This is a genomic window from Psychrobacillus sp. INOP01, from assembly GCF_018140925.1.
Taxonomy (GTDB): Bacteria; Bacillota; Bacilli; order Bacillales_A; family Planococcaceae; genus Psychrobacillus.
On the sequence record NZ_CP073315.1, the window covers coordinates 1,261,092 to 1,287,748 of the forward strand.

At 36.3% G+C, this 26,657-nt stretch carries 32 protein-coding genes and 1 pseudogene; 7 read left to right on the top strand and 26 right to left on the bottom strand.

The window, feature by feature from the left end; translation table 11 throughout:
• Positions 1-3: 3 nt before the first annotated feature.
• The 6 genes from KD050_RS06405 to KD050_RS06430 form a co-directional block, all read right to left on the bottom strand.
• A complete protein-coding gene (locus KD050_RS06405; RefSeq protein WP_211895370.1) occupies positions 4-897 on the bottom strand; it encodes a glycine betaine ABC transporter substrate-binding protein in 894 nt (297 codons plus the stop codon).
• A 4-nt stretch (positions 898-901) separates the two neighbouring features.
• Entirely contained in the window at positions 902-1,546 is a 645-nt protein-coding gene (locus KD050_RS06410; RefSeq protein ID WP_211895371.1) for an ABC transporter permease, read from the bottom strand.
• Positions 1,547-2,509: an ABC transporter ATP-binding protein gene (locus KD050_RS06415; RefSeq protein ID WP_211895372.1), complete on the bottom strand. Its 963-nt coding sequence runs from the start codon at positions 2,507-2,509 to the stop codon at positions 1,547-1,549. It abuts the gene before it with no gap.
• Between the two features lie 527 nt (positions 2,510-3,036).
• A complete protein-coding gene (locus tag KD050_RS06420) occupies positions 3,037-4,014 on the bottom strand; it encodes a ring-cleaving dioxygenase (protein WP_211895373.1) in 978 nt (325 codons plus the stop codon).
• A gap of 186 nt (positions 4,015-4,200) precedes the next feature.
• Positions 4,201-5,184 carry an ornithine cyclodeaminase family protein gene (locus KD050_RS06425; RefSeq protein WP_211895374.1) on the bottom strand — a complete coding sequence of 328 codons (984 nt, stop codon included), beginning with the start codon at positions 5,182-5,184 and terminating at the stop codon, positions 4,201-4,203.
• 62 nt (positions 5,185-5,246) lie between these two features.
• On the bottom strand, positions 5,247-6,587 hold the full coding sequence (locus tag KD050_RS06430; RefSeq protein WP_211895375.1) for an MFS transporter: 1,341 nt from the start codon (positions 6,585-6,587) through the stop codon (positions 5,247-5,249).
• Between the two features lie 169 nt (positions 6,588-6,756).
• Here KD050_RS06430 and KD050_RS06435 point away from each other — a divergent pair, with 169 nt between their 5' ends.
• A complete protein-coding gene (locus tag KD050_RS06435) occupies positions 6,757-7,269 on the top strand; it encodes a helix-turn-helix domain-containing protein (protein ID WP_211895376.1) in 513 nt (170 codons plus the stop codon).
• 219 nt (positions 7,270-7,488) lie between these two features.
• Entirely contained in the window at positions 7,489-8,943 is a 1,455-nt protein-coding gene (locus KD050_RS06440; RefSeq protein WP_211895377.1) for a phospholipase D family protein, read from the top strand.
• Positions 8,944-9,001: 58 nt separating this feature from the next.
• Here KD050_RS06440 and KD050_RS06445 read toward each other — a convergent pair whose 3' ends face one another.
• The 5 genes from KD050_RS06445 to KD050_RS06465 all read right to left on the bottom strand — a co-directional run bounded on the left by KD050_RS06445 (position 9,002) and on the right by KD050_RS06465 (position 12,181).
• Entirely contained in the window at positions 9,002-9,463 is a 462-nt protein-coding gene (locus KD050_RS06445; protein WP_211895378.1) for a hypothetical protein, read from the bottom strand.
• Positions 9,464-9,536: 73 nt separating this feature from the next.
• The gene (locus KD050_RS06450; RefSeq protein ID WP_211895379.1) at positions 9,537-10,010 is read right to left on the bottom strand and encodes an NUDIX hydrolase; all 474 of its coding nucleotides are present in this window, start codon (positions 10,008-10,010) and stop codon (positions 9,537-9,539) included.
• Complete coding sequence (locus tag KD050_RS06455) at positions 9,994-10,491, bottom strand: YbaK/EbsC family protein (RefSeq protein ID WP_211895380.1); 498 nt, start codon at positions 10,489-10,491, stop codon at positions 9,994-9,996. The genes KD050_RS06450 and KD050_RS06455 overlap by 17 nt, the downstream gene beginning before the upstream one ends.
• A 166-nt stretch (positions 10,492-10,657) precedes the next feature.
• Positions 10,658-11,791: a TIGR04053 family radical SAM/SPASM domain-containing protein gene (locus KD050_RS06460; protein WP_211895381.1), complete on the bottom strand. Its 1,134-nt coding sequence runs from the start codon at positions 11,789-11,791 to the stop codon at positions 10,658-10,660.
• A 150-nt stretch (positions 11,792-11,941) separates the two neighbouring features.
• Positions 11,942-12,181, bottom strand: coding sequence for a DUF2249 domain-containing protein (locus KD050_RS06465; protein WP_211895382.1), 240 nt, complete (start codon positions 12,179-12,181; stop codon positions 11,942-11,944).
• 174 nt (positions 12,182-12,355) lie between these two features.
• On the opposite strand from KD050_RS06465, the gene KD050_RS06470 reads away from it, so the two are divergent.
• Positions 12,356-13,048: a Crp/Fnr family transcriptional regulator gene (locus KD050_RS06470; RefSeq protein WP_211895383.1), complete on the top strand. Its 693-nt coding sequence runs from the start codon at positions 12,356-12,358 to the stop codon at positions 13,046-13,048.
• Positions 13,049-13,110: 62 nt separating this feature from the next.
• On the opposite strand, the gene KD050_RS06475 is transcribed toward KD050_RS06470, so the two are convergent.
• The 6 genes from KD050_RS06475 to KD050_RS06500 form a co-directional block, all read right to left on the bottom strand.
• Positions 13,111-13,377, bottom strand: a complete 267-nt coding sequence (locus KD050_RS06475; protein WP_211895384.1) for a hypothetical protein — start codon at positions 13,375-13,377, stop codon at positions 13,111-13,113.
• Positions 13,378-13,404: 27 nt separating this feature from the next.
• Entirely contained in the window at positions 13,405-14,160 is a 756-nt protein-coding gene (locus tag KD050_RS06480; RefSeq protein ID WP_211895385.1) for a class I SAM-dependent methyltransferase, read from the bottom strand.
• A 115-nt stretch (positions 14,161-14,275) separates the two neighbouring features.
• On the bottom strand, positions 14,276-15,025 hold the full coding sequence (locus KD050_RS06485; protein WP_211895386.1) for an aminoglycoside phosphotransferase family protein: 750 nt from the start codon (positions 15,023-15,025) through the stop codon (positions 14,276-14,278).
• An 86-nt stretch (positions 15,026-15,111) separates the two neighbouring features.
• Positions 15,112-16,347: an erythromycin esterase family protein gene (locus tag KD050_RS06490; protein ID WP_211895387.1), complete on the bottom strand. Its 1,236-nt coding sequence runs from the start codon at positions 16,345-16,347 to the stop codon at positions 15,112-15,114.
• A 50-nt stretch (positions 16,348-16,397) separates the two neighbouring features.
• Positions 16,398-16,868, bottom strand: a complete 471-nt coding sequence (locus KD050_RS06495; protein ID WP_211895388.1) for a hypothetical protein — start codon at positions 16,866-16,868, stop codon at positions 16,398-16,400.
• Between the two features lie 50 nt (positions 16,869-16,918).
• On the bottom strand, positions 16,919-17,386 hold the full coding sequence (locus tag KD050_RS06500; protein WP_235753926.1) for a GNAT family N-acetyltransferase: 468 nt from the start codon (positions 17,384-17,386) through the stop codon (positions 16,919-16,921).
• A 182-nt stretch (positions 17,387-17,568) separates the two neighbouring features.
• Here KD050_RS06500 and KD050_RS06505 point away from each other — a divergent pair, with 182 nt between their 5' ends.
• The 4 genes and pseudogenes from KD050_RS06505 (at position 17,569) to KD050_RS06520 (ending at position 19,591) form a co-directional block, all read left to right on the top strand.
• Complete coding sequence (locus KD050_RS06505) at positions 17,569-17,823, top strand: DUF2249 domain-containing protein (RefSeq protein ID WP_211895389.1); 255 nt, start codon at positions 17,569-17,571, stop codon at positions 17,821-17,823.
• Positions 17,813-18,028 (top strand): annotated as a pseudogene (locus KD050_RS06510) (DUF2249 domain-containing protein). The gene KD050_RS06505 and the pseudogene KD050_RS06510 overlap by 11 nt, the downstream one beginning before the upstream one ends.
• A gap of 1 nt (position 18,029) precedes the next feature.
• Entirely contained in the window at positions 18,030-19,274 is a 1,245-nt protein-coding gene (locus tag KD050_RS06515; protein WP_211895390.1) for a hypothetical protein, read from the top strand.
• 23 nt (positions 19,275-19,297) lie between these two features.
• Positions 19,298-19,591, top strand: a complete 294-nt coding sequence (locus KD050_RS06520; RefSeq protein ID WP_211895391.1) for a metal-sulfur cluster assembly factor — start codon at positions 19,298-19,300, stop codon at positions 19,589-19,591.
• Between the two features lie 300 nt (positions 19,592-19,891).
• On the opposite strand, the gene KD050_RS06525 is transcribed toward KD050_RS06520, so the two are convergent.
• The 9 genes from KD050_RS06525 to KD050_RS06565 form a co-directional block, all read right to left on the bottom strand.
• Complete coding sequence (locus tag KD050_RS06525; RefSeq protein ID WP_211895392.1) at positions 19,892-20,449, bottom strand: hypothetical protein; 558 nt, start codon at positions 20,447-20,449, stop codon at positions 19,892-19,894.
• Positions 20,442-21,074 carry an SCO family protein gene (locus KD050_RS06530; protein WP_211895393.1) on the bottom strand — a complete coding sequence of 211 codons (633 nt, stop codon included), beginning with the start codon at positions 21,072-21,074 and terminating at the stop codon, positions 20,442-20,444. The genes KD050_RS06525 and KD050_RS06530 overlap by 8 nt, the downstream gene beginning before the upstream one ends.
• 65 nt (positions 21,075-21,139) lie before the next feature.
• Positions 21,140-22,819: a cbb3-type cytochrome c oxidase subunit I gene (locus tag KD050_RS06535; protein WP_211895394.1), complete on the bottom strand. Its 1,680-nt coding sequence runs from the start codon at positions 22,817-22,819 to the stop codon at positions 21,140-21,142.
• A gap of 16 nt (positions 22,820-22,835) precedes the next feature.
• Complete coding sequence (locus KD050_RS06540) at positions 22,836-23,303, bottom strand: cytochrome c oxidase subunit II (RefSeq protein WP_211895395.1); 468 nt, start codon at positions 23,301-23,303, stop codon at positions 22,836-22,838.
• Positions 23,304-23,319: 16 nt separating this feature from the next.
• Positions 23,320-23,460, bottom strand: a complete 141-nt coding sequence (locus tag KD050_RS06545) for a hypothetical protein (protein ID WP_211895396.1) — start codon at positions 23,458-23,460, stop codon at positions 23,320-23,322.
• A 219-nt stretch (positions 23,461-23,679) separates the two neighbouring features.
• On the bottom strand, positions 23,680-24,141 hold the full coding sequence (locus tag KD050_RS06550) for a hypothetical protein (RefSeq protein ID WP_211895397.1): 462 nt from the start codon (positions 24,139-24,141) through the stop codon (positions 23,680-23,682).
• A 164-nt stretch (positions 24,142-24,305) separates the two neighbouring features.
• Positions 24,306-25,091 (bottom strand): SDR family oxidoreductase, encoded by a 786-nt coding sequence (locus KD050_RS06555; RefSeq protein WP_211895398.1) that lies wholly within the window; start codon positions 25,089-25,091, stop codon positions 24,306-24,308.
• A gap of 71 nt (positions 25,092-25,162) precedes the next feature.
• Complete coding sequence (locus KD050_RS06560; RefSeq protein WP_211895399.1) at positions 25,163-25,942, bottom strand: methyltransferase domain-containing protein; 780 nt, start codon at positions 25,940-25,942, stop codon at positions 25,163-25,165.
• Positions 25,929-26,633: a YwaF family protein gene (locus KD050_RS06565; RefSeq protein ID WP_235753927.1), complete on the bottom strand. Its 705-nt coding sequence runs from the start codon at positions 26,631-26,633 to the stop codon at positions 25,929-25,931. The genes KD050_RS06560 and KD050_RS06565 overlap by 14 nt, the downstream gene beginning before the upstream one ends.
• Between the last annotated feature and the right edge of the window lie 24 nt (positions 26,634-26,657).

The window sequence follows — 26,657 nt, forward strand, 5'->3', positions numbered from 1 at the left end:
TTTTTATTCTTTTATTAGACCTTTCTCTACCAGAAAGTCTCGAGCAACATCCTCTGGTTTATCGCCATCTATATCAACTCTTGCATTCATCTTCAGCATATCTTCTTCAGATATTTTACCTGCTAGCTCATTTAACGTATTTTCTAGCTCCGGAAACTTTTGTAGTGCATCCATGCGTATGACTGGAGCCGCATCATACTTAGGGAAAAACCCTAAATCATCCGTTGTCGTTTGCAAATCAAAGCGCTCAATGCGACCATCTGTCGTAAATGCAGGTATAACATCGACATCGCCATTTTTCAACGCTTCATACATAACATTTGGATCTAAACTTTGCGTTTCTGAAAATACAAATGGATATGTATTTATTAGATCGTCAAAGCCATCTCCTTTTCTTTCATAAAATGCATGAGGTGCCCCAAATACCATACCATCAGTTTTAGAAGCCTCTACTAAATCAGAGTATGTATCTGCATCGTAACCATTATCCTTTGTATAAGCTAATGTATAAGTATTTTCAAATCCAAGTGGACTTAACCACGTAGCTTCAAACTGCTCCTCATAGCCTTTTCTTACTTTTTCCAGCACACTATCTGAGCTTTCTCCCACTGCAGATTCCTCTTTCAAAACATCCTTTAAGCCCGTGCCAGTATACTCCACGTACAGATCAATATCGCCTTGTTCTAGAGCTGGAGTCATAATTGCTACTTCTCCTAGACCTTCTTTATATTCCACATCTATATCTGTTTTCTCCTCAATATATTGTCCTAAAATCTGAGGGAGTATAAATTGTTCCGTCCATGGTTTCCCACTAATTACTAATGTTTCCTCTGAATCCGAGCAGGCACTTAAAAGCATTATTGTTGCAAGTCCTACTATCCCCATTAACTTTTTCATCCCATCATCCTCCCGTACTCATTCCTTTTGGTGTAGCTCTTTTCTCAATCCACTTTAATAGTAGATCAAACAGAATTGCTAATAATGCAACGGGTAAGGCACCAGCTAGAACGAGTGAATTATTATAGGATTGCAATCCACGGTAAATTACATCCCCTAACCCACCTGCTCCAACAAATGTCGCCAGTGTTGCTATACCTACAGTAAGAACTGTAGCCGTTCGAATACCCGCCATTATAAATGGTAAGGCAAGTGGAAATTCAATCTGCCAAAGTAGCTGACTTTTTGTCATGCCCATTCCCCTACCTGCCTCTATCATAGATTCATCAATATTTGAAATACCAGTATATGTATTACGTAAAATTGGTAAAAGTGCATAAATGATTAGGGCAATCAAAGCTGTTTTAGCGCCAATTCCTATAAGTGGAACAAGAAATCCGAATAATGCTAAGCTAGGTATTGTCTGAAAGATCGCTGTGATTCCTATAACTGGCTCTGCTATTCTACGATACCTTGCAACTAATATTCCTAAAGGTAAGGCAATTGCAATCCCTACTGATAAAGCAATAAAGGATAAGTAAATATGTTGCATAAATGCCTCTTGTATTAAATCTGAACGGCTTTGAATCGTCTCTATAAAGTTACTCACCTATAGCACCTCTTCCTTTGCAAGTATTGCTCGAAGAAGTATTGATTGGTTAACAAAGCCTAGCACCCTCTTACTACGCATTACTAGCAACCCTTTCGTACTTTCGTTTTCCAGTAAAGCGATAGCTTCTTCCACTAACATAGAACCATCAACCACTAGATATTGAGATTCCTTTTCACTTTCAAAAAATGAAGCGAAGTCCTGTAATTCTCTTTTGCCAACCGATTTTTTTCTATTGATACGTTCGATTCCAATAAAGTTTTTCACAAAGTCATTAATAGGATTTTCTATTATCTCTGCAGGTGTTCCAACTTGCTCAATCATTCCATCTTTCATGACGACAATCATATCCGCAATCTTTAATGCCTCATCTATATCATGAGTAACAAAAATGATTGTTTTTTTAATTTTTTCCTGTAAATACTTTATCTCATTTTGCAATTGTTCACGGCTTATCGGATCCAGTGCACTAAATGGTTCATCCATTAATATAATATCCGGGTTCGCAGCAAGTGCCCGCACAACACCTATGCGTTGCTGCTGACCACCACTTAGCTCAAGTGGATATTTACGTAAAAATTGGTCGGGTTCAAGTCCAACCATCTTCATTAACTCATGAATTCGAGCTGTCGTCTTCTCCTTTTGCCATCCCTTCAAATTCGGTACAAGTGCTGCATTTTTTTCAATCGTCATATGAGGGAACAAGCCAATTCGTTGAATAACGTATCCAATCGTTTTACGTAGTTCAACAGGATCTATAGTGGATATTGCCTTATCCTCCACGTAAACTTCACCAGACGTAGGAGTTTCTAAGCGATTGATCAGTTTTAGAAGGGTAGTTTTACCGCATCCACTCGGTCCGATGATTACCACTAATTGCTCCTTCGGAATTGTTAAAGAGACATTCCTCAAAGCTTTCGTTTCATCTGGAAACACTTTCATAATATTTTCAAAACGAATCAAATCACTTGCCTCCTTTCTTCTACTATATTTACTTCCTACTATATTTACCCTAAAAAGTTTAAGATAAAGCGTTCGATTCCTCTATTTTTTGAAAAATTTTAGAGTTTGTGGAAATCATCGTTTAAGTTGTGCTATCTCGTATAAGGCACTTAATCTCTCGCATAAGAGCTGGTCGCTCTCGTATAGCACATTTTCTTTCTCGTATAAGGGCTGGCGGTTCTCACATAGCCTAAGGCTCTCTCGTATAGACTTCGGCGGCTCTCGCATAGTACATTTTCTTTCTCGTATAAGGGCTGGTCGCTCTCACATAGCCTAAGCTCTCTCGTATAGCACATTTTCTCTCTCGTATAAGGGCTGGCGGTTCTCACATAGCTAAGCTCTCTCGTATAGTACATCTCCATCTCGTATGACGGCCACTATAGCTTTAAAAGCTACTGTTACTTGCTAAACGGATAATTTCTCCAAAAGTATCTACATGTCTAATTTATGCAAAAACCGCCTCCATTAGGAAGCGGCTCACTCGATTATTACTCTTTTACAAACTCGATGGTGCTACGTACTGTATCGATCGGACGCACTAGTCCTTCGATTTGTTCGCGTTTTGGTTCTAAGAAAGGTGGCAACGATAATTTTTCTCCTAGGGTTTCATATGGTTCGTCTCCCATAAATCCTGGACCATCTGTTGCAAATTCAAATAGGATTCCGTTTGCAACTCTCGAATACAATGATTGGAAAAAGAAACGATCGACGAATCCTGATGTTTGGAAGCCGAAGCTTTCCATACGATGTGTCCATTCATCTAGCACTGCTCTATCTTCAACTCGGAAAGCAGCATGGTGAACTGTTCCAAAACCTTGACGACCTGGGGGAAGAATGATATTTTTCTCCACAATAACCTGTGCACCATTACCACCTTCACCTACTTCAAATAAGTGGAATGCTCCATCTTGTCCAATTTCTTTAAATAATAGAACCTTTTCAAGTACTTCTTTCATATAGTCAAATTCAGCAATACGAATAGTAATCGGACCTAGACCGGTAATTGCATACTCTAGTGGAATCGGACCTTTTTGCCAAGGTGTACCTGCTGCAACGCCTTTATTGTTTTCATCGGATACTAGTTGATATTGTTGGTCATCAAAATCAACAAATGACAGTACCTTTGTTTCAAATTGCTCTTGGATTCCAGTATGCTTCACATCTAGTCTATCAAAACGTTTTACCCAGTAATCTAAAGCCGCGTCAGTCGGTACACGGAAGCCCGTACGATATATTTCATTTGTTCCATGCGTCCCCTTTGGAATGTTTGGAAAATCGAAGAACGTCATATCCGTACCAGCTCCACCAACATCATCTGCAAAAAACAAGTGATACGTTTGAATATCATCCTGGTTGACTGTTTTCTTAACGAGTCGCATACCTAATACATAAGTGAAAAATTTGTAATTTTCTTCAGCACTGCTTGTAATTGCGGTAACATGGTGCATACCTTTTAAGTGATTCATATATATTCCTCCAATATATTATCTTTAATTTAATTATCTTTAATTCGAGGTAATTTTATCATGAACAAAATAACATGTCAACAACTCTATCCTTCCACCAAATAACAAAAGAAAACCTCATATTGGAGTAATTATTTACACAAACAAAAAAACTGTCCTATAGTTAAGACAGTTTCTACTTATTCATCAAACTTCTATATGTGTTCCAATGTTTTGCTCTTTAGCTTTTACATATGCCCCTTTAGCCACAGCCAAGTCAAAATAAGCCGCTCCAACCGATTTGAACAATGTAATTTCATCCTCATTTTCTCGCCCAATTACTTCCTCACCAACTAGCTGCCCTAGCTCCCCATGAACGTCATTAAATGACCACTCGCCAATTTTCTCCGCATGCATCAATTCACCTGCTTCATCCTTCACTCCCGCAAGATCATCCACTACAATTTTAGAAGCACTTTTGATAGTTGTCACATCCATCTCCAGCATATGTGGTAAATAGGAACCTACACCGTTGATATGCGTTCCAGGCTGTAGATCCTCTCCATTAAATACTGGTTCGTTGGAACGAGTCGCGCAACAAATTATATCCGCTTGACGGACAGCAATCGATACATCTTCCACTACTTCAAATGGAACCTTAACACCAAAGTTTGTTAACTTTTCTCCGAATTTCTGTGCTTTTTCAGCAGTACGATTAAATAAAATAATACGTTCTATATCTCGGACAGCAAGGACACCTAAAGCTTGTTCGAAAGCCATAGCCCCAGTACCAATAACCGTCAATACCTTTGCATTTTTTCTAGCTAAATAATTTGTCGCAATTCCACTTAAAGCTCCTGTACGTAATCTAGTTAAATAAGAAGCGTTCAACATTGCCACATGCTCACCATTTTGAGCATCCGATAATAATACAACCCCTTGAGTCGTAGGTTTACCATTGGATGGATTGTTCGGGAAAATGGTTACTACTTTTACAGCTGATACTTCTTCCACTAGATCAGCACTTGGCATGTACAGGGCAGATGCTTCATGTTGTGGAAATTCGATAACTGTTCGATGAGGGTTTGCAATTTTCTCTGCTACTTTGGCCTTCAACACATCTTCTACATCTTTTATAGCTTCTTTCATATTATATGTATGCATTATTTGTTGTTCATTCACTACTAACATTATGTATTCCTCCAATGATGAAAAACTCGTCTTTCATTAAAAGCAAAGACGAGTTTTGTTATTTAGACTTCGCTTAAACCTTTACTTACTCGAATATTTTTATTATCTTTTTCTACTGTTTGATTTTCTTCATCTAAAATTTCCTGACTACGATCTTTAACTGCCCATATAGCAATCAATGAAATAACTGCAGTGAAAATAATATAAAATGCTACTGGTACATAAGAACCGTTAAACTTTAACATTAGGCTTGCTGCAACTAATGGTGCAGTACCTCCTGCTAAAGCTGCTCCAATTTGGTAGCCTAGAGTAACTCCTGTATAACGAACCTTCGCATTAAAGATTTCAGAGAACATAGTACCGAGTACCGCTGTAATAGGAGCCCAAATAATTCCTAGTCCTATTACTGTTGCGACAACCAACAGCACAACTGATTGTTGTTGAAGCATCCAGAAGTATGGGAAAGCAAAAAGCAGCATCCCAACTGTTCCAGCAACATACACTTTTTTCCGTCCAATCTTATCCGATAAACTTCCCATAATAGGAATCAGAATGGTAGTAATAATCGTAGCTACCATTACAGTGTTCAACGTTGTTGTACGGGAAAAACCTAGTTCCGTAGTTGCGTAGGAAACAACAAATGTCCCAAATATATAAAATGGTGCCGTTTCTACTACTTTCGCGCCAATTGCTATTAATACTTCACGCCAGTGATACTTTAATGTATCTACAAGTGGTAATTTTGGAATATCTCCAGTTTCCTGCACTTTCTTAAATGAAGGAGTTTCATCAATACCTTTACGAATCCACAATCCGAAAATTACTAGTAAAGCACTTAATATAAATGGCACGCGCCAGCCCCATGTCATGAACGCTCCTTCTGGAAGTAAAGTCATGATAGATAACGCAACTGTTCCCATTACCATTCCGATAGTTACACCCATTTGAGGTATAGATCCATATAATCCTCTTTTTTCTTTCGGTGCATACTCAACTGCCAATAATAAGGCTCCTCCCCATTCTCCCCCAATACCTAGCCCTTGAACTAAGCGTAAAGTGATTAACAGAATAGGTGCCCAAATACCGATTGCCTGATAGGTTGGAAGTAATCCCATCCCAAAAGTAGCAACGCCCATTAGCGATAAAGTAACAACAAGTGTTTTTTTACGTCCTATTCTATCTCCAATATGACTGAAAATAATCCCTCCAAATGGACGAATAAAGAACGATAAAGCAAAGGATGCATACGCTAGTAAGAGCCCTACTGATGGGTCTTCTGTGACAAAAAATAATTGATTAAAAACAAGTGCTGCAACTGTACCATATAAGAAATAATCAAACCATTCTATCGAGCTTCCTACCAAACTAGCAATCCATATTTTTCTCATACTCTTTGGATCCATCTTACATCTCCCCTTTTTTGAAATTGAAGTGACACTTTAATTCTCCCCTATTTTTCATTCTAAAGAGTTTCAAATTTTCTGTCAACATTGTTTTGAAAATAAAAATTGGAAGGATTTCAAAAGAGTAGGGTATGATGGATATATACATATAAGTTAAGGAGAATAATAGATGTCTTCTCATTCAATAGGCAAGATTTTAAAAGAATTACGAAAAGAACGAAAGCTAACCTTAAAGGAGCTAGCAGAGCAGACTAATGTCTCTATCAGCTTCCTATCCCAGGTAGAGCGTGGAAAATCGAGCGTTACACTTGAATCCCTAAAAAAAATTGCAGATGCATTAAAAGTGAATCCAACGATATTTTTCCCAGAAAACACAAAAGCAGAGGAACTAGAAGAAATAAGACAGCAATTCTATTACAAGGACTTATCATGTGGTATGAAAGAAGCATCCTATGCACCTATACTAGTAACTCTACAGCCAGGTGAAAACGAAGGAAATGCCTTTTCACACGGAGGTCATGAATTTTTATTTGTCCTAGAAGGGACTTTGACCGTTGTGGTAGACGAGGTAAAACAGGAATTACAGGAGCAGCAATCTATCATGTTCGATGCGAACAAACCCCATTACTGGTATAACTATTCAGAAAAGCCAATTCGTTTTCTTGTAGTTTCTTCTAAATAATAGGCAACACAAAAGAGCCCAAGCTGAATATGAATGGGCTCTTTTGGTTTTTCACAGTACATTATTAGCTATTACTCTATTCTACTTTCTTTGAACAAAAAACACCTATAATTCTATACGCGCCTTTATATTCATTCCAGGTTATATATGCTAAATGGTTTGTAATAGTCATTATAAGGGAAAAGCACTTAAAAAGAGAGATTAATAGGGGGAAGAAATATGGCTAAAAAGAAAAGTAAGCCATGGAGTAAGCGGAAAAGAATCGTGATGGGTTCTCTAGGTGTATTCGTACTTATTTATATAGCAGTTATACTGTGGCATACATATAAGCCTTTACCAGAAGGCGTTTCCTTTAAAGGGGAGATACATAATACGGATTCAGTTGAAATGATTACTGATTTAACCTATGCACAGGACAGAGAAGGAACTGGCATGGTACACGAAAACTATATATTTGACGAAGTATATAACATGATCGAGGAAGCTGAGGATTTTGTTGTAGTAGATTTTTTCTTGTTTGATGGTTTTTACGATGAAAAGGAAGATTTCCCTAAAATTGCCGATACTCTGTCTACAACATTAGCTCAAAAAAAGATAGACCGTCCGGATATGCCAGTTATATTTATCACTGATCCATTGAACAAGGGCTATGGATCCTATGAAAATAAGTGGTTTAAGAAAATGAGAGAAGCTGGCGTAGAAATTGTTTATACCGATTTAGACACTCTGAGAGATTCTACACCCGTCTATTCGGGTATTTATCGCACTTTTTTTCAATGGTTTGACTTTGGAGGAAAGGGCTGGATTGCGAATGCGATGGCAAGTGAGGCACCTAAGATGACGGTTGCGTCGTATTTAACATTACTCAATGTAAAGGCAAATCATCGTAAGGCATTGGTAACGGAGAAAGAGGCAATGGTGACGTCTTCTAACCCGCACGATGCAAGTGGGTTTCATGGAAATATTGCTTTGAAAGTAAGTGGCCCTATTTTAAATGATATTCTAGAATCCGAGGAAGCAGTTTCTTTGTTTTCCGGAGGACCTAAATTACCCCGTGTTGATACAGAAGAATCTGGTGGACAATATCAAGTTCAGTATTTAACAGAGAAGAAAATTCTTGATGCGTTACTTGCGGACATAGCAGCAACTGAAGAAGGTGATAAAATTTGGCTAGGTATGTTTTTTGTAGCCAAACGAGATATTGTCAATGCACTCATAGATGCAGCAAACCGAGGTGTAGAAGTTAATATGATTCTCGATCCAAACGAAAATTCATTTGGCCAGCAAAAATCTGGACTTCCAAATCGTCCAGTCGTGCAGGAAATGGTCGAGGACACAAAAGGCAAATTAAATATACGTTGGTACAATACCGTTATCGGTCAATACCATACAAAAGCAATTTGGATTCAATCGGATGAGCATACGATTATTTCTAGTGGTTCCTCAAATTATACAGAACGAACATTAGACGACTATAATCTAGAAAATAATTTAAAGGTAATTGCACCAAATGATAGCGAGTTAGCAATAGAAATGGAAACCTATTTTGAACGTCTTTGGAACAATGAAGATGCTTTGTACACAGTAGAATTGGAAGAGTTCCAAGATAACTTTACTTGGTGGCAACGATGGATTTATACATTGCAAAAATTTACGAAAGTGACTACTTATTAATAAAAAATATTTCCTATATACCAAGACATAAAAAAACGCTGAGTATATTCAGCGTTTTTTATTCCACTATTTCGATTATCTCCGTATAAATAACAGTCGCATAACTACTTAGTCGCTCACTTAATTTATCACCTAGACTTCTATATTCACTATCTGCTTTTTCAATAGTCATATAAAATTCTGCTTCTAAGCTTTCATAATGAGGTTCTTCAGTTCCACTATTTTCCACAGATAAAAATAATCTCCATAGTTCCTCCGTATAATTCTTTTCTATTTCTGCGTATTCATGTGCTTCAACTTTTTCAAGCATTTTCGTCAATCTATTTAAGTACGTTTGAATACCCATTTCCTCAATATGCTCTGAAAACCAATTGAATAAGCTTTCATGTCCTCCACTTTCAAGCTCACAAAAATAATTAAACAATATGAAGAAATCGTTCATTTTCACGTCGTCTGTCGGGAAAACATATTCGCTATAAGCTGATAAAACAGCATTCCAAATTTCATCATTAGTTTGCAAATCACTACGACTTACTTTAATTTTTTTTATTATTAATTCCCCCTCATCCAGTCACATTACCTCAGATCTTTTTTCAAGTTTCAACAATATGCTTTATATGCAAAGGTAACTCGCTCATTTTCTCCTTCAAAAACTCTGGATATAGATTTATAAATTTTATATCCTCCAGCGTTTTCCAATGATAGGTATGTATTTTTCCGTTCTCATCGACTATAAATTCATTGCCTTTTTGAAGCACTTCCTCATCTTTTAGCTCTAGCAAGTAAAAGAAACAAACTTCATGAAATTGCTCATGTAATGTATCTTCCTTGAAAAAGTTTTCATTTACCCAAAGCATTCGGTTTACGTTCACTTCTATTCCGAGTTCTTCTTTTATTTCACGCTTTACGGCATCTTCGCTTTTTTCGTTCATCTTGATACGACCACCTGGCACATAATAATATGGTTGGCCTTTGTCTTGCATAACCAGCAGTTTCTCATCGTGTACCAACAATCCTGCAACACGATAATTAAATCTACCCTCCGTAGTCTTAAACGATATATCCACTTTTTTCCTCCTCATACCAACCTTTACAAACATCTACCCACTCAGCCGCTTTTGCAAAGGTAAAAAGTTCTTCACATGAAAGCTCAATTGCACTATTACTGCTCCCACAAGCTGGTAAAACCGTCTCAAAACGTTTTAATGACTCGTCTAGATAAACGTTAATATGTGCTGGAATTCCAAATGGACAAACTCCTCCAACTGCATGTCCCACCTGTTCTAATACTTCTTCTGGAGATAGCATTTTTGCTTTCACACCGAATATACTCTTAAATTTTGCGTTATCAATTTTTGTATCACCAGCAGCTACTACGAGTATACAGCCATCCTCAATTTTAAAAGAAAGTGTTTTAGCTATCCTAGCAGGTTCGACATTCAATGCGACAGCCGCTAATTCCACGGTGGCACTAGACGCCTCATATTCTTGAATTTTGTTTTCCATACCAAATTCTTTAAAATACTCTCTTACTAGTTCAATTGCCATTATCTAATCCCTCGTTACTCTTTCGCCGTATTTTTCTGACTAATACATCTATTCTACTTGTTTTCATGGAAATTTGCCTAGCCTAAAATAAATTTGCTCATAACCCAATCTTGTCAGCCCATAAAAAAACAAGTAATAGCATCTCCCCCTATTACTTGCTTTATAGTTATACAGTTGGTTGCTTTTTTTTCTTGCGCATGGACTGCGGTATATATACGCAGTATGGTTCGCTTTCCATATAATCTCCCGTAACATTGTATGCTCTGGATCTGGATCCTCCGCACACTTTATTGAACTCGCAGACTCCACATTTTCCTTTATATTTATCGGGACTACGAAGGTTTTGGAATACCTCCGAATCACGGTAAATTTCTACTAATGGTGTTTGACGGACATTTCCAGCTTTTATCGGTAGTAGTCCACTCGGAAACACATCACCTGTATGCGAGATAAAGACAAAGCCATTCCCATCGTTTACTCCTTTTGGCGCTCTTCCTAGACCATCGATTTTACCGGTATCACCCATTGTTAATGCATCTTCATAGAAGATATGCTCTTTATCGCTCAATCCTTTTTGTTCGCGTAGTTTTTGTTGAATAACTACTCGGCGATAATGCTGGGCTGCTGTTGTTTTAATATCAAATGGTACGCGTTTTGATAGATTATATAACCATCTAAACACTTTTTCATGCTCTGCAGGTGAGATCATGTCTGTTTCTTTCCCTCTACCAGTTGGAACTAGGAAGAATACGCTCCATAGTACACAATTAAACTTCTCAACCATTTCCGCTAACTCCTCTAAGTATGCATAGTTATATCTCGAAATAACTGTATTAATCTGTAAAGGCATTCCTAATTCATTTAAATATTCGATAGCCTTCATCGTCAAATCAAACGAACCAGTCGTCCCCCTAAAGTGATCGTGAACCTCTGCACAATGCCCATCAATACTAAAAGCCCACCTAGCTAGCCCAATATCTTTTGCCTTTTGCATTGCTTCTTTCGTCACATTTGGAGTAGCTGATGGAGTCATAGATACACGAACGCCCTTTTTTATAGCATACTCGGCTATATCAAATACATCTGGTCGTTCCAACGGATCCCCACCTGTAAATACAAGTAATGGATTTTCCATTTCATAAATATCATCTATTAACTTTTTACCTTCACCTAATGTTAACTCCAATGGATGTCTATGATGCTGAGCCTCTGCACGACAATGTAAACAATGTAGCTGACATGCACGGGTTAACTCCCAAATAACGATAAATGGATTTTCATTATAATCTCGTGAAAACATAATTTTTCCTCCTATTGCAAGAAACATCTTATACTTGGAGTCTAACATTTTCATATTAAATCCGAAGTGATATTATTCACTTACTGAGTATTTAATGCGAGATAAACAAAAGATCCCAGAAAATTTATCCCAGGATCGTTTAGAGATATTTTATTTTTTACCGATAGCGACCCTCCAATGATTGGGACCGTTTTCAATATATTCCCAGGTGTATGTGTCTTCACGTTCCATCATAAATTGATAGAGTAATGGTTTTGGATCATGGTCATTGGAAAGCTCCAAAAACTCCCCAGACTGTATAGCATCAAATGCTTCAAATATTCTTGGATGACGAATTCTTGGTTCAATATCTGGTGCGTTTAGTTTTACTGCAAATGGAATATTACTCATTATCGTTCCCTCCAATATTTTTGATTCTGTTCATATCATAAGGCTTACTATTTTAAACAGAAGTGAGAAAAAACACATCGCCCCTATGATTTTAATCACTTGTCATAGTTCTCCAAAGACAAACTTTTGATGGTACAATGAAAATGACAGTCTCTGGGAGAAAGGATGAGCTACATGAATGTGGAATCGATACAAGCACTTCTACAACGTTTTTCCTTATTTAAAGATTTGACCAATGCAGAAATAGAACCAATACTTGATTTGGCAAAAAATCGGTTTTATCGCCAAGGTACTCATATTTTTATGCAAGATGATCCACTAACCAATGTGTACTTCATACATCAAGGACAAATAAAAATATATCGTACGGATATGCAAGGAAAAGAACAAATCATCAATGTTCTTGGGGAGGGTGAAATGTTTCCTCATATGGGATTCTTTCGCAAAGGTACCTATCCCGCTCATGCAGAGGTATCAGAGGATGCGGTTTTAATATATATCCCAATTCATTTGTTCGAGCAATTTCTAAAAACTAATCCAGAAATTTGTGTAAAGATTTTCCGAATACTCGGAGATAAAATCGTAGACTTACAAAATCGGTTGGAAGAGAAAATTTTGCATAATACATACGAACAAATTATTTTGCTGTTAATACGCCTAGTAAAAAGTCATGGGAAGAAACACGACGACGATCACTATATCTTCACAACGCAGTTCACAAACCGAGATTTAGCTAATATGATCGGTTCAAGCCGTGAAACAGTTAGCAGAACGCTCACTTCTTTGAAAAAGTCAAAACTAATTAGCTCTGATCCAGCAGGCAATATTATTTTGAACATGGACAAATTAAAAGATGAATTGTTTTAAAGAGACAAAAAGGCAACCAAATTAATTGGATGCCTTTTTTATGATTATTAGAAATTGAGATATTAAAAAAATAATACCTTTGAAATTAACAGCAATATAATGATTGACGAAATAGATCTGATCCAAATAACTTTTTTACTAACACCAGCTTTATTTTCCAGATAATTTATATAAGAAAACGTAAGAATAAATCCAAAGAAAGGTAGCAAATAACCAGAACTAACTTCAATAATTTCATAATATTTGATGATAGTTACTGTTAAAAGAATCAGACCTAATGCACCTACAAACGTATGAAAATATAAAGTGAACTTATTGTCCTCCTCCATTTTCTCTCCTCCATCTAAAAGCTCATACTATTTTTTTGTAACTTTAATAATCATAGTAGTCGGGAATCTTTTTGCTTTGTATAAAGAATAATACCGATCAGATACTTCTTCCTTAGTCGACTCATAATTTACTGATACATCACTTTCTATTACAGAGTCAATCGTGAATCCTACTTTTATCAATTCATTTATATATGTACTGAGCTTTCTTTTAGGAATTACCATCGGAGCATCTTCACCTTTGAAGTTCGGATATGTTGTTACTCCTTCTTCCTGGTATGAACCATTAAGACTAAGTTGCCCATTTTGACTGGCAATATGAGGATATAACGGATGATCCCAACTAAATACAAAGCTTCCTCCTTGCTTCAAATAGGAATAAATTAATCTAAAGGTAGTAGTCAAATCAGTAGTCCATCCAATAGCATAAATAGAGTACACACAGTCAAAATACAATTTCGGTAATCCAATATCAACTTCCATAGGGGAACAAAATAAATGAGTTTCTAAACCTTGTAGCGTTTCCTCGGCAGTCTTAATCTGCTTCTCAGAAAGGTCGACTCCCCAAAGTTCGCTAGCCCCCCTTTCCGCCATATACAATAATGAGTGTCCGCTTCCGCAACCAATATCCAGTACTTTCTTGTTTGCCACATCTTCTAATAATCCTAATTCCTTTTCAGTTTGAGCAAAGGGACCATAATTAGGCAAAGCATCTACTCCATTAAAATGGTGAGCTACCACATCCCAACTTTGCTTGTTTTGTTTTATGATTTCAGTAGTCATAATTTCCTCTCCATCTCTAAAAATTAAATACACAACTCATTCTTCTGATGATTTAACAAATAATAATAGAAAAACTCCGGCTCCTAATTTGGGTAAGCCCTTGACTATGACAATATTATTGAGGACAGTAACGATTTATAATTTCAATCAGGCGTTGAGAATTTTCAGATGATACAGTTTCAGATAATCTTGCTCCTGCAATAATTGGTGCCCATTCAAAAACCTCTTCTTTCGACAAACCGCTCCTCTTACAGTAAAGCTGTAGATATATCTCTGCTAATTCCGTTGAAAACTGTGAATACAATAGGTAAGTACGATATATGTCAGCACGAATATCTCCTGCACTCGCATCAACCCAATCAATAATTGTTATATTTTTATCAGACATAACCAAATTAAAAGGATGGAAATCTCCATGACAAAGTCTTTTTTCATATGTCAGCAATTCAAGCCTATTCATTAATTTATACTTTTGTCTCTGATCCAAAATAGGAGCCGATTCAATTTGAAGTCTTAATTTTTGGGACATAGGTTCAAGTGAACTTGGAACAATCATATGGATTTGCTGTTGCACATCAATGAAAATTTCCATGTAATATTCGGCTATTTCCATATTTTCTAATAACATGCTGCCTAATGTTTTCCCCTTAATATATTCCATAACAATAGCTTGTTTCCCATCAATCTCTGTGACATCTATAACTTTTGGGACAGGAAGACCACACGAATAGGCTAACTTTTGCTTATTAGCCTCGTAAGTAGATTCTGTTTTAGGTAGAGATTCATTAAATATTTTGATAGCCATGTTTTGTACAAGATATATTTTTGCGGTATTTCCTATCGCTATTGGAGCACCTAAGTCCATTCAATATCTCTCCCCTCTATATAAAAATATTAGTAATTCAAATGTATGTCTAATCAACTTACAATTCCATTTGGTTTGATAAAACTTCAAATATAACGAGGAGGTGATACTTTTTTGATAAAGAAAACGCCGTCTAGTTGCTCAACAGGAGTGATTAGCTGTTCCATCGTTCCTGATTCCATAATAACCGTATTATTAAAAATCCATTTATTAGATTCATTTGATGTTATGCTTGCAAAATCAAGAAATGATACTTGAGATTGATTATGATTCATATAATCTTCCAAACTCTTCTTAGGAGGTTTCCGTAGCTTATAAACGTTTCCATTATTTAAAGCTGCATTTCCTTCATACATAAAAAGACCGAGGTAATAAGACTGATTGATCAAATCCGGACTCATTAATGAACCCATCGGCTTGTGACTAAATAATGATTGAATGTTTTTGTAAATATGAGTGTTGTTCGCCCAAATGATAATTTTTTCATTTGGATATAATTTATTGCAAATCCATTCTAAGTTCTCCGCCATTATTTGATCTCGAAATTTTAAGTACTCCCTATGCTTAGCATCTAATTTATCTATAAATTTCCGTTTATTATCTAATATCTTTTGAACTACAATATATGGAACATATAAGTCTTTGCGAAGAAACTCTTCTTTCCAAGTTTCCAGTTCTATATTTGTCTGAGTAATCATGTCAAAGAGCACTTGTTTGTCTCTTTGAAAACTTATGGAAATATCTTTTGGAACCTTTTTTCTTACCGCTTTATATTTTCCAATGTGCCTATACCAGTCTATTATCATCTCGTCTATCTTGTTTATATTCTTTTTAAATTCAAATGTAAAATCAATGTCGATACTTTCAAGGAAATCTAAAAGTAAGCTCTCTTTGCTGGATGGCTGAAAATCGAAGCCTATAAGCATTAAGTCATCATTCTCTTTTATTTGTTGAAACAATGGTAATGTTTCTTCTGTTTTCCACAAAGAAAATACAGACTTAGCCATTAGTTCGTTAACTGTAAGTTTATCCTTTATGTAGTTAGAGCTATAACATTCACTTAATCCGCTTTCAAATGCGATCACTTTGAATCCCATTCTTTGGTATAGGAAATTAATCAGTTTAGTTTTTAGTGAGGAATGCTCTGCAATTCCGTGACCATTTTCGCCAAGCCAAACGATTCGTTTATCCTTAAGAACCTGTTCTAAAAACCGTAAATGATCCATTTCACAATCTGATAAAGACTCTATTCCATATGAATTTTCTTTTACCCACTCAATTGCGTTGCTATATTTTTTATTCATTGATTGAAAGATTGACATTTTCCCCTCCAAAATATAAATATTAAGGTCTCCACTTTCACAAGCTTATATTATCTGAAAATATAAGTCGCTAGTTCTTCAAATTCTTCTTGTGATAATTTTTCATCTGCTGAATAACGAACTGATATTCCACTAAATACTCCCGAACGTTCATAAGTTGAAACGATAGATTGTTTAAATTGGTCATCGTTATATTCATTATATAATTTAGGCATTTGCAAGGTTATTGGGCTAATAAAGGGCATCCAACCTTTTGTTGAATCAACAAATAAAACAGGCATCTGTATACTTTCAAAACGAGATATATAATCACTTTCCGATACAGTATTAAAATGTTCATTACTGATCATTAGAAAATTATACTTCGTTTTCAATTCGTCATTTGTAAGCAATTCCTCAACCTTTAAAGATTCATAAATGACATTTGAATACTCAAATTGTTCTAGGTTATCTCCAATAACTCCAATACGAATCGTTTCTTCCGATATAAGCTGCTTTTCTGTACACCCCCATAAAACCATTAAACATACCATGACGATAGTTAATTTTAATTTTATAAAAAGCTCCCCTTTCAGAGTACACATTGATAAGTCATTTTAAGAAACTCAAAACAGCCTCCATTTGTAGTCTGCATAAATGTCTGTACTTCCTCAAATCCAACTTTTTTATATACTTTTATAGCTCGATGGTTAAAGGTTGCTACCGATAATGTGATTTGATCAGGATTATATGTATGTTTGGCAAAATCTAAGCCAGCTTTTAGGAACTCGACTCCTTTTCCAACTCCTGTTAGATTTGGTTTCATCCCTAAGCCTATATCAATTGTTTCTTTATCTACTCTATTAAAATAAAAATAACCTATAACATCTTCACCAGCCATAACGACAAACATGGACTCTCCTCGTTGTTCAGAATCCAAGAATTCTACTAGATCCTCTTTATCAGCTTCCATATCATAAAAAGAATATTCATCATTATAATGCCAATTATTTGCTATATCCTCAGCTTGTTCCTGTGTCATTTTTTTCAATATATACATGAGAATTCATTCCCTTTTATTAATTGATTTCTTCTATTACATTCTACCAATAGCATCTAATCCCTTTTTTAATATAAAAATTTATACTGATATCTTAAGCTTATTTCATAAAGTGATGTACGTCACTACATATGTAATTGAAAACGATTATCATATAGATAACAACATAAAGGTGGGATACTATGAATACGCAAACGATTGTGGAGCTAGATGTGAGAGAGGATTTATTACTTAAAAAAGAGCCTTTCGACAAGATCATGGGAGCGGTTAAACAGTTAAAGCCTGGTCAGATTTTCGTGTTACATGCACCATTTAATCCGATACCATTGCACAAATTATTAGGTAGTAAGGGATTCATTTATGAAGTGATTAAGTTAGAGAAAAAACATTGGCAGGTTACTTATATACAGAAAGGGTTGAAGGATAGTGATTCTTGATAATCGGGGCTTAGAACCACCACAACCAATGATGCGCACATTAACAAAGCTAGAAAATATGGTTGGTGGAGAAACAATAACTATTATAAACGACCGTTGACCAATGTTTTTATATGAAGAGTTAACTGAGCTTGGCTATTTACATAGTACAGAAGCTCTTGATGATGGTAGCTTTAAAATTACAATAACAAAGTCTGGTGAGTAACTTGAATCCAACTAGTTTAAAATCCGAGACAAATATTAAACTTCCATTAGCATTTATCTTGTATGCTTTAATAGCTTTTGTTGTAGCACAGGGTGTTCTTTTGCTGAATAGCGAGTTGTTAGTCTCGAGTCAATTTCGACTTCCTAGTTTATGGATGGACGCACACTTCCTGTTGCTAGGCTTTGCAGTAATGATAGCTATGGGGGCTATGTATCAGTTAGTTCCTGTTGCATTTTTAACCCCAATTTGGAATCAAAAATTGGGATACCTGCAATTTATAATTACAGTTGTTGGTATAACTAGCCTTACTCTCCTTCTTGGATTTCAGCCTAGCTACGCAATTTATGGAGGGATTCTAACAATCATTGGCATTACCTTATTCATCATCCAAATGGCAATGACGATTGGTAAACAGAAAAAACAAAACATGATTTCATTTTTTGTCATTGCGGCTATTGCGAGTTTTGCCCTCACTATCTTGGCAGGGTTTTTACTAGCTTGGAATATTGCCTATGGTGGAATAGAAAGTCATCATACAATTCTATATTCCCATATAACGTTAGGTGTAGCGGGATGGTTTACACTTTTAATATTCGGTTTTTCTTATAAATTAGTGCCTATGTTTAGCTTATCTCATGGGTTTTCATTGAAATGGACCAGTCTTTCCTTCTCAACCTATGTGTTCGGATTGCTTATACTCATCGTATCCTTTTGGATTGAGTTTGTTGCCCTAACTACAATTGGCTGGCTATTTCTTTTCATAGGATTCAGCTTTTTTATATTAGATATGAAAGCAATTCTACAAAAACGCTTGAAGAAGAAACTAGATAAGCCTTTTACATTTTCGGTAATTGCGATAGGGAACGGTGGAGTAATTCATCTTCTTGCTTTAATACTCAGTCTGATTGGAATAACCGATCCGTCCATTTGGAGCTGGCTAATATTTTTATTCGTTATGAGCTGGATTATTTTTAGTATTTTAGGATATTTGTATAAAATTGTACCGTTTCTTTGGTGGACACATAAATATGCAGATAAAATCGGCAAAGAAAAAGTTCCTACAATGAAGGATATGATTGACGAAAAAATGAGCGTCGTATTATTTATTTTGTTTGTAGTTAGTATTATTGGATTGGCTGCCGGAGCATTATTACAAATCAGTTTAGTCGTTTTGACCTTCCAAATATTACTTACTGTAACCTCATTTTTATATGTATTCTCCATCATTCGTATTTTATTTAAATAGTATTAAGAAAAGGAGTTCTTTAAATGTCTTATGAGGAATTAGTAGAACAATCATTATATGATGTGGTCGATCCAGAATTAGGGATTAATATTGTAGATTTAGGACTAGTATACGCAGTAAGTGCAGATGAGAGAAACAATGTGATAATTACTATGACGCTCACTACCCCAGGCTGTCCCATGCACGACAGTATTACAAATGGAGTTAAGCACCGAGTTAGTCAGTTAGAGGATGTTAGAGAGGTCGAAGTAAATCTCGTTTGGGAGCCCGAGTGGAGTCCGAGTAATATGAGTGACCTAGCGAAAGAACTGTTGTAGGGAAAGCTAAGGATAGACTTGTTCTTGATGAGCAAGTCTATTTTTATTATAGGGATTGGGTGGAAATGGTTTAATCGCAAGATCGACCTGTAGAATAGCAAGTTCACTCTCTCAAATCGCAAGTCCGCTCGCCAAGATAAGGATCGCTCTCGGATGAGGGATGTAGGGTCAATCTATTCGCTCTTACATAGACAGGAATCTCACTCGCATCCGGTTGACTCTCTCTTATAGGTCAAAATCTCTCTCGTATAGCCATACAATATAAAAAGTGGACAATTCGCTATACAAATCGTCCACTTTTTATTCATAATCTGAGGGATCAATTATCAGTGTTGAGATGAAATAAATCATAATACTGACTGCAAAAAATACAAAGCCCCAGCCTAGTGTCTTTTGTTCAATGATTAAGTAGTTATTACATAACTGGACAGGTGATTCGATGTAAAGCCATGCCATGACTCCAAAAATTATACTTAAAAGAACATACATTATATTTTCCCCTAAGTTGCTTAGTTTGCCCCAGCTATCTCGTAATGGAACTCCAGCTAAAAATGGTAAGCTTATAAATTTAAATAGTTCGACTGCGGGTATCGACAGTGCTTCATCCATCGTTCTCGGAAGCAGCCAATATCCGAGTATCACCATAAACAATAGAATACCTGGTACTCCATTGCTATTCCATTTTTCAAAGAATCTAGGAAATCGTTTTTGAAAAAATGGAGCCATTAGTGCACCAACGACAACAAACAACGTCATTTGCATATGCATATGAATAGCCATAACTGATTCTGCTAAATCGGCAACAGGCGGTAGCATTAAGAAAATATATAGAACTAGTCCATATTTCAAGCTATTCACCTACTTTCGAATCGAGAATGGAATTTACTTTATCCGCTGCAATTTCGATTTTTTCATAATCCATAACTTCGATTAAAATACCATTTGGGTCTACTAAATAGAATGCTGAATTATGCTGGAAGTTGCCGTTTTCATCTGGGATGACAGTCACACCAAATTCATTCAATAATCCTTCTAACTCCTGCTGGTCTGAGATTCTCGCCATTCTCCATGTCTCACCGTCGCTGTCAAAATAATAGCGATACTTTTCAAGAGTTGCCGGGTCATCATTATTTGGATCAAAGCTGATACTTAAAAAGACGATATCTTCACCAATATACTTCCTTGGAATTTGCTTATAAACCTCTGCTAAATTAAATTCTAATTGAGGACAAACATCCGAGCAGGCAGTATATATAAATGTCAGCATCACATATTTCCCCTCAAACTCTGAGAAGTGATACACTCTTCCTTTACTATCCTCTAGTGTGACTTCAGGAAAAACTGGATTTACTTCCATTAATTTGTTCACCCGAGCGGTTTCCACTGTATATGCGGTAAATTCGTCTGTTCCTATAAAAAATAGAATCGCTCCGAATAGTAGGACAACAAGGATTGCTATTGAATTGTATTGTTTGTTCTTCATAACAATCACAACCTCAAGATTTATTGAAGAAAGAGATAGCCTTCAACGACTATCTCAACTTCGTTTTACCAAGTTCTAAACGGTGGTGAGCCCGGCGGTGCGTTTACAATCATATCCACCACTGGAATTACGTAAGCCATGGAAACTACTAAGATCATTAGAACAATCCATAAAGTCCAGCGTTCTGTCCATTTCGGTGTTGGTGCAGCATTTTCCTCTGGCTCTGCAACTTGGAATTCAGTTTGTCCTTTTGGTGCAAAAAACATTAGATTGAATACAATGTAGACCATTAACACGACACCAACCATTAACAATGTACCACCAACTGCTAGTAGTGATAAGTAAGGGTCCCAGCCTAATGCTGTTGCATGATCTCCATATGTTGTATAAGAAGTTCTTCTTGGAGAACCAATTAGTCCAACTGTGTGCATAGCTCCCGACATTAGCGCCATACCAATTGTCCAAACTAATGTTTGAATAACCCCTAATTTATTCATCTGAGGAGTAAGAACACGTCCAGTTAAATGTGGTATCAACCAGTAAGCAACCCCAAAGAATGATAATACAACAGTAACCCCTAGAGTTAAGTGGAAGTGACCCACAATCCACATTGAATTGTGTACAACAGTGTTTAGTTGGTTATTTGTTTGTGCAATACCCCCAGCTCCAGCAGGGATAAAAGCGATCATCGCAATCATTGGTGCTAGGAATCGAACATCGCCCCATGGCAATTTTTTAATCCACCCTAACAGACCTTTCGCACCTTTCTTTCTACCTGAACGTTCGAAAATTGCAAACATAGCAAATGCTGTCATTAATGAAGGGAATCCGATAGATAAACTCATAAATACATGCATGAATTTAATACCTTCAGTGATTCCTGGATCTACAATTTGATGGTGGAATCCTCCAGTAATATTTAAAACTACTAAAAGTATTACAACCAGTCGAGTAAGCATATCACTCCATTGTCTTCCACCAATAATTTTCGGTACAGCAATATACCAAGTAGATACAGCAGTTAAATACCAAATGTTTACAAGTGTATGACCAAAACTCCAGAATAGCGTACGACTTAACAGAACATTAATCGTATCAGTCCAACCAAACGCCCAGGGAATAATCATTAATACTTCTATTGTTACACCAATACTACCGAAGAACAAAAGTACGAATACACCAACTGCGAAGAATGCGAGTAAAGGAATATGCTGTCGCTTATGATTCTTTCTCCAGTTCGCTACATTAATGAATGCACCAAATGCGCATAGCCAAATACCTACTACAAGAAATACTAATCCTACATAAAACCAACCGGATGCTGCCATTGGTGGATAAAACGTATACATTACAGATGCATCACCCATGATAATAGTTGTTGCAACAAACACAACCCCGACTACCATTGATCCAAAGCCAATCCATCCAAGTTTTCTAACCTTCGGAAGTAGCCCTCCTAATGTATGAGATAATGCTGCGTAGAAATATCCAATCGTAAATGTTGTACTAAACACTAGAACTAAGAGTACCCCATGCGCTGACAGTACTTGATAGTAATTTAGCCACGTTGGTAATTCTAATATTCCCGCACGATTAAGACCTTGAAGTAATCCTAAAGCTCCTCCAATAAAAAACGCGATAAATGCTACTACAAAAAGCGCTAGAGAAAATCGTGCATCTAGAGGATTGGCTCCTAACACGTTATTTACTTTTTGTTTTATTGTTTTCTTTGCTACTGCTTCCACGATGATCCTCCTTCCTCTATTTAACAGTTATCGTAGTACTCATCATTTGATGTCCAGCTCCACAATACTCATTACATAAAACTAAATATTCACCTGGTTCATCGAACTTTTGCGTTGCTCTTTGAATATGCCCTGGTGTAACCATTGCATTTAAATTCGTGTTTGCCACTTGGAAACCATGAACAACATCCTTAGACGTTAATATAAATGTCACCTCTGCTCCAGCAGGGATTTCGATATCCATTGGTGTGAATGAGAATATTTGTAAAGTCATGACAACCTCATATTCATTGTCCCTAGTTTTATAAACACCTGGTTTATCAAACGGTGCTGTTTCATCAACCTTCTGTGGATCTATTGTCTCAAGTCCACTAGGCGTCCCCATATCCAAAGCAAATGCTTGATATCCCGTTATTGCCATCGAAATTACTAAAATTGCTACGCCAATGATTAGCCAAATTTCTTCTGCACGATGCATTTTCATCCATTTTCTCCTCCTATCAAACTCGATCCATATATAAAACTAGTAGTAGAACAATGCATAAAGTAATCGGCACCCCTACAAAAACGAGAGAGGCAAATAATGCTCCACTATAAGATTCCCCGTGTTTTTTTACTTTTACTTCTTTATTGATCCCCATCTTTTTCGCCCTCCTTGAATTTCCTCTTACTCCTATTCTAGTAACAAAAGGCAAACTAAAAAGTGTTCTAAATCACTTGTACCTGTGATTTTGAACACGATGGGTGTTTTGTGTGATTTGGAATGCCTGGATAGCCCATAACGGATGAACGATTTTATACCTACAAGAAAAAAAGCACTCGGTTACTGTTCACAAACAGTAACCGAGTGCTTTTCTTTATCATGGCACATATTTTTCTTCGATTTTAACTACTACCTCATCTTTAACCGTTACATAATAAGGTCCTTTGACAGCTAATAAGTATGAGATAAACTCCTTTTCATCAACCGCTCTAGGCTCCGAAGGATTCTCTTGATTTACAAGTAAGAACTCTGCATCCTCGGCTAATTTAATGCTTGATTCTTCATTTGTTTCGTTATAAATAACAAATCCAGTAGGTAGATCTTTCTCCACATCTAACCCTAATTCCTTAATCCTATCCGTGTCCGATTCCTCGATCCATTCAACCTCATCCAAAGTGAGAGTTCTTGTAGATAGCTCATAATTAATAATTTTTGCTAATTGTTCACCTGTTGATGTTGTTTCTTTTGGTGTTGTTTCTTCGGAACAGGCCCCTAACAAAATGACACTTAACATAACTAGAACAGCCATGCTCCTACCGGTTTTTTTAAATAATTTCATACTGTAATACCTCTCCTTTATGAATTAGACCCATCTGCAAAATAAAAAGTTTCATTCCTTTTAATAATTTACCAGGTCCTGTAGCAATTTACTCCGAACCATAAGATTTGCATAAAAAAGTAGAGCACCGATATATTGGTAACTCTACCTCTATATGAAAGATATTAAATTTCCATTTGCCAACGTTCCTGCTGAGCTTGCTTCGCTTTTTGTTCAGTTTCCTTTGGATGCATAGTGCGAAACTTATGATGGTCTGCAGGTATGATTTCTATCATTTTTTCAATCATATCCTTGGGATCAAATTGGTTTTTTAACTGCTCTTCCTGTTTTTTCATATCTTCCTTGTTCGTGAAATTGCTCTCTTCATCATACCATTTGTATTTTTCCTCGGCACTTCTATCGTTGAATCCTGTATTATATGGTCCAGGGTTTATAGTCGCCACTTGTACTCCAAACTCTTTTAACTCTTTTTCCAATGTCTTGGCTATCCCTTCGATTGCATGCTTCGTAGCAGTATATGGACCTACATATGGTGTCGCTGATACACCTGCAATAGAACTCATAAAGACTATCTTTCCACTTCCCTGACTCACGAATTTCTTAGCAGCAATCTGTACAGTTTCTAAAGTAGCGAAAACGTTTACCTCAAACAATGCACGAAATCGATCCATCGGTACCTCTCCTAGTGGGCCACCTTCATTGATAGCTGCATTTGCAACAAAAATATCAAATTCATAATCTTCCATTTGATCACGGTCACGTTCATTTGTAATATCCATCTTGAATATTTCCATATTTAAACCTAACTCGTTGGCTTCTCGCAACAGGTCGGTTTTTTGAGCAGTATTTTCTGTTGTAGCAATTAACCGATGACCCTTCTTTGCAAGACCAATTGCAGCACCTCTTCCAAGTCCACTACCTGCACCTGTGATAAAAATAGTTTTACTCATTTTTATTCCTCCTACATAAGTGTCTTCTATTTTCTGTTCCCTACCAGAAATAAATAAAACACTCCTTCCATTTAAATAGTTAAACGAACTATATAGCGTGAAAAGGTTATAGGTAGTCCTTGCTTTGTACTATTTTTTTCAAATATTTTCGTAATTTCCGAGAAATTTTCTTTCTTTAGCCTTTCAAAAACCGATGCTGTTTGACCAAAGCAGCGTATTTTTAATACATCTATAGGGGAATGCAGATATTCTGTACTTGTTACATGTTCGAGTTCAGCGGAAGTGAAGCTACTAATCTCCAGTTGTTGATATATTTTATTTAATATTGGTGTTCCAAAAGAGTGATCAAATAGATTTGGAAAAATTAAAGGAAGCTCTTTTGCGGATCCATCACCGGGATGAAGCCCGAGAATTGTTCCTCCCTTCATTACTACTTTTGAAAGGGCTGGATATGCAGAAGTAGGTCCCTTTCGAATGTATGCGCATTCAAACTCGTCTTTTTCAAAAGGTAATCCCTGTTTTGTATTTCCAACAATGAATGAAAGATTCGACTTTTCATTTACCTTTGCAACTTCTAGGAAATTTTCGGTTACATCAAACCCTACTATCTCTTTTGCAATTGAACTACACTGAAGGGTGAATTCTCCATGTCCACAACCAACGTCCAAAACTTTTCTGTCTTTAACCATCTTCCTTACTTCTTCATCAAACATAGATTCTCCATTAGGCTTAGTATGTGTAGAGTTCCAAGTATATGTATAAATACGCTGTAACTCAGAAAGTTGTTGATACCATTCGATGGAATGCGGTGATAACCAACCTAAGAAGGTTGTTGGATTATATAATGTCATTATTAACCTCCTTATTCTCTTTAAAGAAAAACCATAAACAAATAAATACAATAAAAGCAACAAATTCTAGTGATAAAATATACCATGGATAAGGACCTAATAAATCCAATAAGCTTCCACCTCTCGGTTTTTCCCGTAAAAACATATAATTGCCTTCAACTAAAAAATTTATAGCAACAAGGAAGGGTAGCAATATGTTTAACGTTATCATCGTCTGGATAACCCCTTTAAAGGTTGGCCTGTAACCTTTAACCCACGTAAAATAAAGAGCAGTTAAGATGATTCCAAAATGCGTGTAGAAGAAATGGAAGAACCTAAAATGTGGAAAGTTAATATCCAAAACCGGTGTGGCAACTGCTTGAATAGCTCCCCCAATTCCAGCGTAAAAAACAAATGGATAGAGTTTCTTGTTCCCAGTCCACAATAAAACAATCGTTACGATCAAACTAATACTACATAGTTCAAATGGTAATGAGTTGCCCCAATCCCATCTTCCTGTTTGAACAAGCCATATATAATAACAGCCGTCTATTATAAATAATGTAAGACCAAAAAAACGTTCAATGAGATGGACTTTCTGGTGTTGAATAGACAATCTTTTTCTACTGAAAAATAACAGAAGGATTAGTAAACATAAAGTAATTATTGAACTTATATGTACTGCTGAAAACATTTCAAAGGCAGATTCCAATCTTTTCCCTCCCACTTTGAGTCT

Coding starts and splice junctions, on each gene's coding strand:
- KD050_RS06505 (WP_211895389.1), top strand. CDS start 17,569: ATGAATACGCAAACGATTGTGGAGCTAGATGTGAGAGAGGATTTATTA.
- KD050_RS06420 (WP_211895373.1), bottom strand. CDS start 4,014: ATGAATCACTTAAAAGGTATGCACCATGTTACCGCAATTACAAGCAGT.
- KD050_RS06560 (WP_211895399.1), bottom strand. CDS start 25,942: ATGACATTATATAATCCAACAACCTTCTTAGGTTGGTTATCACCGCAT.
- KD050_RS06425 (WP_211895374.1), bottom strand. CDS start 5,184: ATGTTAGTAGTGAATGAACAACAAATAATGCATACATATAATATGAAA.
- KD050_RS06480 (WP_211895385.1), bottom strand. CDS start 14,160: ATGACTACTGAAATCATAAAACAAAACAAGCAAAGTTGGGATGTGGTA.
- KD050_RS06540 (WP_211895395.1), bottom strand. CDS start 23,303: ATGAAAATGCATCGTGCAGAAGAAATTTGGCTAATCATTGGCGTAGCA.
- KD050_RS06430 (WP_211895375.1), bottom strand. CDS start 6,587: ATGGATCCAAAGAGTATGAGAAAAATATGGATTGCTAGTTTGGTAGGA.
- KD050_RS06460 (WP_211895381.1), bottom strand. CDS start 11,791: ATGTTTTCACGAGATTATAATGAAAATCCATTTATCGTTATTTGGGAG.
- KD050_RS06495 (WP_211895388.1), bottom strand. CDS start 16,868: ATGGTTTTATGGGGGTGTACAGAAAAGCAGCTTATATCGGAAGAAACG.
- KD050_RS06455 (WP_211895380.1), bottom strand. CDS start 10,491: ATGGCAATTGAACTAGTAAGAGAGTATTTTAAAGAATTTGGTATGGAA.
- KD050_RS06465 (WP_211895382.1), bottom strand. CDS start 12,181: ATGAGTAATATTCCATTTGCAGTAAAACTAAACGCACCAGATATTGAA.
- KD050_RS06545 (WP_211895396.1), bottom strand. CDS start 23,460: ATGGGGATCAATAAAGAAGTAAAAGTAAAAAAACACGGGGAATCTTAT.
- KD050_RS06500 (WP_235753926.1), bottom strand. CDS start 17,386: ATGTATATATTGAAAAAAATGACACAGGAACAAGCTGAGGATATAGCA.
- KD050_RS06470 (WP_211895383.1), top strand. CDS start 12,356: ATGAATGTGGAATCGATACAAGCACTTCTACAACGTTTTTCCTTATTT.
- KD050_RS06550 (WP_211895397.1), bottom strand. CDS start 24,141: ATGAAATTATTTAAAAAAACCGGTAGGAGCATGGCTGTTCTAGTTATG.
- KD050_RS06485 (WP_211895386.1), bottom strand. CDS start 15,025: ATGGACTTAGGTGCTCCAATAGCGATAGGAAATACCGCAAAAATATAT.
- KD050_RS06530 (WP_211895393.1), bottom strand. CDS start 21,074: ATGAAGAACAAACAATACAATTCAATAGCAATCCTTGTTGTCCTACTA.
- KD050_RS06555 (WP_211895398.1), bottom strand. CDS start 25,091: ATGAGTAAAACTATTTTTATCACAGGTGCAGGTAGTGGACTTGGAAGA.
- KD050_RS06490 (WP_211895387.1), bottom strand. CDS start 16,347: ATGTCAATCTTTCAATCAATGAATAAAAAATATAGCAACGCAATTGAG.
- KD050_RS06440 (WP_211895377.1), top strand. CDS start 7,489: ATGGCTAAAAAGAAAAGTAAGCCATGGAGTAAGCGGAAAAGAATCGTG.
- KD050_RS06435 (WP_211895376.1), top strand. CDS start 6,757: ATGTCTTCTCATTCAATAGGCAAGATTTTAAAAGAATTACGAAAAGAA.
- KD050_RS06405 (WP_211895370.1), bottom strand. CDS start 897: ATGAAAAAGTTAATGGGGATAGTAGGACTTGCAACAATAATGCTTTTA.
- KD050_RS06520 (WP_211895391.1), top strand. CDS start 19,298: ATGTCTTATGAGGAATTAGTAGAACAATCATTATATGATGTGGTCGAT.
- KD050_RS06475 (WP_211895384.1), bottom strand. CDS start 13,377: ATGGAGGAGGACAATAAGTTCACTTTATATTTTCATACGTTTGTAGGT.